Source organism: Alistipes sp. HGB5 (assembly GCF_000183485.2).
Classification (GTDB): domain Bacteria; phylum Bacteroidota; class Bacteroidia; order Bacteroidales; family Rikenellaceae; genus Alistipes; species Alistipes finegoldii.
Window position 1 is genome coordinate 85,269 of record NZ_AENZ01000078.1, and the last position, 6,550, is coordinate 91,818.

Sequence of the window (6,550 nt, forward strand, 5' to 3'; positions counted from 1 at the left end):
CTTGTCGTTTTTATTGTCCTCTTACTTCCAGAGCGCGTTCTGTTCGAGATTGGGGTTGCGCGTGATCGCCGTCAGCGGAATCGGACGCAGGTACTTCTTCTCGCTCCATACGCGGCGGTATTCCCAGACGATGTTGCCCTCGCCGTTGAGCGAGAAGGTCTGGTTGGCGCCCGTATTCGAAATGGCGATCGAATGTTCGGTGTCCTCGCCCGGACGGATGTAGAAGTCGGGCACGGGATCGCCGTTGTCGTCGGTGCTGAGACCCGTGTAGTCGTAGGTATAGCTCGTGCTGCCGATGTAGATGCCCGTCCACGGGTTGTTGTCGCTCGTCAGCAGGTCGCCCATGTGCCAGCGCATGTCGTCGTCCCAGCGGAGACCCATTTCGAGACAAAGTTCGATGCCCCGTTCGCGGCGCACTTCGAGAATCCATTTGTCGGTCACCGTATTGAGGAAATAAGCCTCCATGTAGGGATCGGCCTTGGCGGGGATGACCGACGTCACGCCGGCGCGGCTGCGCAGCGGCGCGATGGTCTGATCCCAGACGGCGGCGTCCATTTCGCCCAGCTCGGCCTTGGCTTCGGCATAGTTGAGCAGCACCTCGGCGTAACGAATGATCGGCAGCGAGTTCCAGCTGGCCGCCTTCGAAAGCACGTTGTCGGCATCGTCGTCGATCGACCACTTGATCGGATGGTAGCCCGTGCGGGTCACCTTCCAGTTGGGCGAATAGAGCACCGTGCGGCCGCTGATCTTCATTTGGTACGAGGGGCTGATGACCGTCTGCGCCATGCGGGCGTCGCGGCCGTCGAATTCGTGGATGAAGTCGATGGTCTTATAGCCGTCGATGTCGGTGAAGGGCGTGCCCTTGGTCGTGAGGTAGGTGTTCATGAACTTCTTGGTCATGGCGATCTTGGTACCGTAGGTCGGCGAATAGTAATACCAGCTGGTTTCGTGGAAGGCCGAAAGTTCCTTGCTGTATTCGCGGCCGAAGATCACCTCCTGCGTCAGCAGCCCGGCGCTGGTGAACAGCGAGCGGTAGGCGGTCTTCACGTCGCCCGTCACGAGCGAGAAGGGCCCTTTGTCCATGATCTCCTTGGCTGCCGCGGCGGCTTCGCGCAGGAACTTGTTGTCGGCGTTGTTGACGTCGTTCTGCCACGGCTTGTCGGACGACGGCTCGCGCGAATGGTACTTGCGGAAGGTGCCTTCGTAGAGACATACGCGCGACTTGAAGGCCAGCGCCACCCACTTGTTGATCAGGGCCGAGCCTTTCGTGTATTTGGCGTCGGCAAGGCAGTAGGTGCTGGCGAAGGTGAGGTCTTCGAGCACTTTGTCCATGACGTATTCGCGGCTGTCGCGGGGTTTGGTCAGAGCCTCCTTGTCGCTGGCCGAGATCGTGAAGTCGTACCAAGGCACGGCGCCGAAGGTCCGCACCTTGTCGTAGTAGAACCATGCGCGCCAGAAGCGGGCCACGCCTTCGTAATGGTTGTAGACCTCGTCGCTTACGCGGCCCCGGCAGCGGTGCATGTTGTCGAGCATGTAGTTTACGCGGCGCAGGTTGGTCCAGCTGCTTTCGGTCCAGCCGCCCTGATTGTCGGGCGAGACGTTGCCGTCGGGACGCAGCAGGTCGGTGGCGATGTCCACGGCGCAGTAGTCGGCGTCGATGTCACCGCGCGTGATGGTTCCGTCGCCGGGGATCATCTTCTGGATGAATCCGTTGGCATATAGCTCCAGATCGGTCTCCGATTTCCAGAATTCGTCGCTGCCGATCTGGTCGTAGGTGTCGCGCGTCAGGAAGTCCTCGCAGGCGGTCATTCCTGCGGCCGCCACGGTCATCAGCGTGTATAATAGGATTTTTTTCATGGTTGCAGTCGGTTAAAATGTTACGTTTACGCCCAGCGTCACGGTCTTGAGCATCGGATAGGAGTAGCCGTTACCCGTGCCGCCGAGTCCCGATTTCTGGGTGCTTGCGAAGTCGGAGTCGCCGCTGGTGATTACTTCGGGGTCGAACATGTCCGTATACTTGAACATCGGCGAGTGCGTGAAGAGGTTTTCGCCCGACACGTAGATCTTCAGCCCCTCGATGCGCAGTTTCTTGCAGATGTGCTTGGGGAAGGTGTAATCGACCGTGATGTTTTTCAGACGGATGTACGAGGCGTCCTGCAGGTAGTGGTCGTTCTCCCACGTCAGCGGACCGTCGTTGCGGTTGGCGGCGAGCGACACCATGCGCGTCCAGTAGGGATTCTTGTCCATGTTCGTCACGCGCCAGTTGTCGGTGCTCTTGTCGATCTTCACTACCCTGTCGCCCGTCTGCGTCTTCATCAGCGAGTTGTAGGCGCGGTTCCACTTGCCCCAGAAGAAGCCCGATTCGGTCCACGGATACCAGTCGCGCTTGCCCACGCCCTGCCAGAGCATCGAAAGGCCGATGCCGTTCCAGTTCAGCGACATGTTGATGCTGTACTGGTAGCGGGGCGACTGGTTGCCGATGATCTCCATGTCGCCGTGGTTCGACAGCGTGCGGTTGCCTTTGGTCATGATGCCGTCGCCGTCCACGTCGACGAACCGCAGGTCGCCGGCGTAGGCGCGGAACATCTCGCCGTTCTTGAAGAAGTTATAGGCCGGGCCGTTGAGCGCCTCGGCGTTGCTGGCGTAGATGCCCGCGGTGCGGAAGCCCCAGATCTCGCCGATCTCCATGCCCTTGTAGTAGGTGGTCAGGTCGCCGGTCTCGTTGTAGTAGTCCGTAATCCAGCTGCGGCTGTCCCAGAGCATGGCCCGGAGGCTGTAGTTGAAGGGCTTGCCGCCCAGCTTGAACGAATCGCGCCAGCCGAGGCTGACCTCCCAGCCCTTGGTCTTCAGGCTGGCGTAGTTGCCGTAGGGCGCCGCGCTGCCCAGCACCTGCGGGAGGTTGGGACCGACGGTGTAGAGGTCGGTGGTGTTGCGGCGGTAGTAGTCGCCCGTGAACGAGAGCCGGTTGTTGAACAGGTCGAGGTCCAGACCGATGTTGTAGGTGGTCACCTTCTCCCACGTGATGTCGTCGGGAATCAGGTCGGGAACCGACGTGTAAGGCACGTTCTGACCGTTGATGATGACCGACGACTTGGCGATCGAGGCGCTGTTGGTGGCCGTCATCGTTTCGAGGTACTGATAGGGGTCGATGTTGGCGTTGCCGAGCGAACCGATGCTCGCGCGGATCTTGAAGTTGTCAAGCCATCCCTCCACGTGCGGTTTGAGCCACGGCTCCTCCGAGAGGCGCCAGCCCACCGATGCCGAGGGGAAGAATCCCCACTGCGAGTTGGCCGGGAATTTCGACGAACCGTCGTAGCGTGCGCTCAGCTCGACCAGATAGCGGCCCGCGTAGGCGTAGTTGATACGTCCGAAGAAGCCGACCAGCCCCCACGTGTAACCGCCCGACGTGGTCGAGTAATACTCGCCGTCCATCAGCGTGAAGCTGGGCTTCGAGGGATAGAGGTTGCCCTGCCGGTAGGTCTTCTGCGCGCGGTAGTCGTAATCTTCGAGGTTCCATCCGGCCACGACGTTCAGGTCGTGGTCCCGTCCCAGTTTGGGGGTGAGGGTGCCGACGATGTTGGTCGAGATGTAGTTCGAAATGTAGTTCCAGTTTTCGAGCGACGAGTAGCTGTTGTCCTGTCCCGAAACGTTCACGCCCGTATAGTAGGTGTAGAGGTTCTCCATGCGGTCGCGCGTCCAGCGTGCGCCCTTGTAGGTCACGTCGGCCGAGACTTTGAACACCTCAGGGACGAATTCGAAGTTGAACGTCGTGGTGTTGGCCACCTCAAGCCGGTTGTCCTCCTGCCACGAAGTGCCCTCGGCGAAGGCCGCGTATCCGCTCTTGGCGGCGGTCTGCGTCCATGTGCCGTCGGGGTTCTTCAGCAGCGCGAACGGAAAGGCGAACATGTCGATCTGACGCGAGATCATCTGCTGGCCGTAGTGCATCATCGGCTGATGGTACTTGCTGCTCATCAGACTGGTGTTGTTGTCGAGCGTCAGCCACGGGCGGATGCGGATCGAGCCTTTGGCGCGCAGGTTGTACTTCTTGTAGGTCTCCTCGCCCACCTTGTAGATGCCGTCCTGATTGTAATAGCGTCCCGAAACGTAGTAGCTCACGCCCTCGCGGCCGCCCTGAATGCTGACGGCGTGCGTGGTCGAGTAGTTCACCGACTTGTAAATCTCCTTGAGCCAGTTCGTTTCGCCGTAATAGCTGTAGTTGCCGTTGGCGTCGATGCTGTAGTTGTCCATCGTCGGATCGGCACGGCGTCGTTTCAGCTCTTCGAACCATGCGTTCGAATAAGGCATGTAGTTGTTGAACAGCGACGGGACGGTGGCCGTCGGCGACGAGTTGAGATACGATTCGCGGAACGCCTCGACCCACTGCACGGGGTCGGTCACCACGTTGTCCTCCCAGATCACCGTGCGGCGGTGCAGCGACACCGAACCGTTGTAATTCACGCGCACCTTGCCTTTTTCGGGATTCTTGGTCGTGATAAGGATCACGCCGAATGCGCCGCGGGCGCCGTAAACGGCTGCCGACGAAGCGTCCTTGAGCACCGAGATCGAGGCGATGTCGTCGGGGTTCACCGAGCTCATGTCGCCCTCGGCGCCGTCGATGAGCACCAGCGCGCTGCCGCCCTGTCCGAGTTTGTTCTCCTTCTGCCCGCCGTTGACGCGGGCCTTGAAGCTGTTGTTCACGCCGCGAATGGTCACCTGACCTCCGTGGGCGGCCTTACCGTCGGTCTGCACGATGTTCAGACCCGGAATCTGGCCCTGAAGCGAACGGGTGATGTCGGCGTTCGGACGGTTTTCCACCGCGTCGCCCGCCAGATTCTCGACGGCACCCACGATGTTGCGCTTCTTGAGCGTACCGTAACCCACGACGACCACTTCGTCCATCATCAGCTGGTCCTCCTGCATCGTGACGTCGATCTGGGTGCGCTGCCCCACCGGCTCTTCCTGATTGCGGTAGCCGATGTACGAGAAGAGCAGCATCGCGTCCTTGTCCGCCGGAATGGTGTAGCTGCCGTCCACGCCCGTGGAGACGCCGACCAGCGTGCCTTTGATCGTGACCGTCACGCCGATCATCGGGTTGCCTGCGGCGTCCCGCACCACGCCCGTCACCTGCGCCTTGGCCGGAGCGGCCCTGACGGTTTGTGCGGGATGCGCGCTGCGCGTCAGCACCACGACCTTGTCCACCACGCGGTAATCGATGCCGCGGGGCGTGAATACCGTTTTGAGGATGGCGTCGAGCGCGGCCCCCTGTTCCGTAACGTAGAGGTTCTCCATCGGATAATCGGCCAGTGCGATTTCATAGGAGAATACGATGCCCACCTGCTGCGTGATCGCGTCGGCAACGGTTTTGAGCGTCGTTCGGGAATAGGACAGCTTCAGGTCGTGCCCTTGGGCGTCGGGAAGCGTTCCCCCCCCCGCATAACCCTTAAATGCTATGCAGCAGAGCGCCATGACCAGACAGAGTCCTTTATGGAATAAATTCTTCATAGTTTCAATTCGGTTAATTATGGTTACTTCCTGCGGCCGGTTGCAAAATGAAATCCCGGCGCCGTCTGCGGGACGGGCCTGAGCGTGTTCGTTTTCATACGGTCTGCGGAACCTTGCAAGTCATCCGTCGTCCGATAAAAACCGTGTAGTGCCGATTGTGATTGATTAGGTAGGCATCGCGTGGGTAGTTTTTTAGGTTGTTTTCAGTTAATATTGCGTGTTTCAGTTGCTGGCGGTTCGGTTGGCGGCCGGACTTTTCGGGTCCGGTTTGCATTAGATACAAGCGACTGCAGAAAACTACCCAAACGAAAACCCTTTTTTTATCGTTTTGTAATTTAAATATTCACACCTATGTTTATCAATATTTTACTTTCGCGCGGGAAGGTCGTAAAATTTTTGCCGTTTTTATTTGGAAGTCCGGAAAATTCGCTATATTTGTCGTGCAAGTCATTCGATATCGTTAGAAACCGCGTAGGAAATTGACGTCCGGCAGGCCCCGGAGTCGGTTTCTGATTTTTTTTATCGGTTTAAAACAAAACTAACGATCAAGCATTATGAAATTTTTTCACAAACTGACGATAATTCTCGCGCTGGCGGGGATCGGCGGTCTGACTGCATGCAGCGACGACGACAGCGGGTTCCTCAAACGCAACCTGCGCGAGATGAGTTTCTCGTACGTCGAGTCGAGCAATACGTTTACGATTCGCGCCACGGGCGACTGGTATATCAGCGATGTGCCCGACAGCCGGGAGTGGACCGGCGCCTACAGCTGGGTGCACGTGGACCGGTTGTCGGGAAAAGGGAGTCCCGACACCTATCAGAAAATCACGGTCACCTGCGACCAGAACGTCTCGGACGAACGCACGGCGACCATCTACCTGCACGGCTGCGGCGAGGAGAACGTCGCCATCGCCATCAAACAGGAGAACGGCATCTTCGAATGGAAGCCCTTCGACAACGGACAGCGGTTCGGCGTGTTGGGCCTGCTGAAACTGAACGCCGAATCCGAAGCCAGCCTCCGCATCCCCTACATCAAGGCCGTCGGCAC

Annotated in this window: 3 protein-coding genes; 1 reads left to right on the plus strand and 2 read right to left on the minus strand. The window is 59.1% G+C overall.

The window, feature by feature from the left end:
- Positions 1–21: 21 nt before the first annotated feature.
- Entirely contained in the window at positions 22–1,857 is a 1,836-nt protein-coding gene (locus tag HMPREF9720_RS13905) for a RagB/SusD family nutrient uptake outer membrane protein (protein WP_009598938.1), read from the minus strand.
- 12 nt (positions 1,858–1,869) lie between these two features.
- Positions 1,870–5,502, minus strand: coding sequence for a SusC/RagA family TonB-linked outer membrane protein (locus HMPREF9720_RS13910; RefSeq protein ID WP_009598951.1), 3,633 nt, complete (start codon positions 5,500–5,502; stop codon positions 1,870–1,872).
- A 554-nt stretch (positions 5,503–6,056) separates the two neighbouring features.
- On the opposite strand from HMPREF9720_RS13910, the gene HMPREF9720_RS13915 reads away from it, so the two are divergent.
- The coding region (locus HMPREF9720_RS13915; protein ID WP_009598954.1) for a BACON domain-containing protein at positions 6,057–6,550 on the plus strand (494 nt) is incomplete at its 3' end.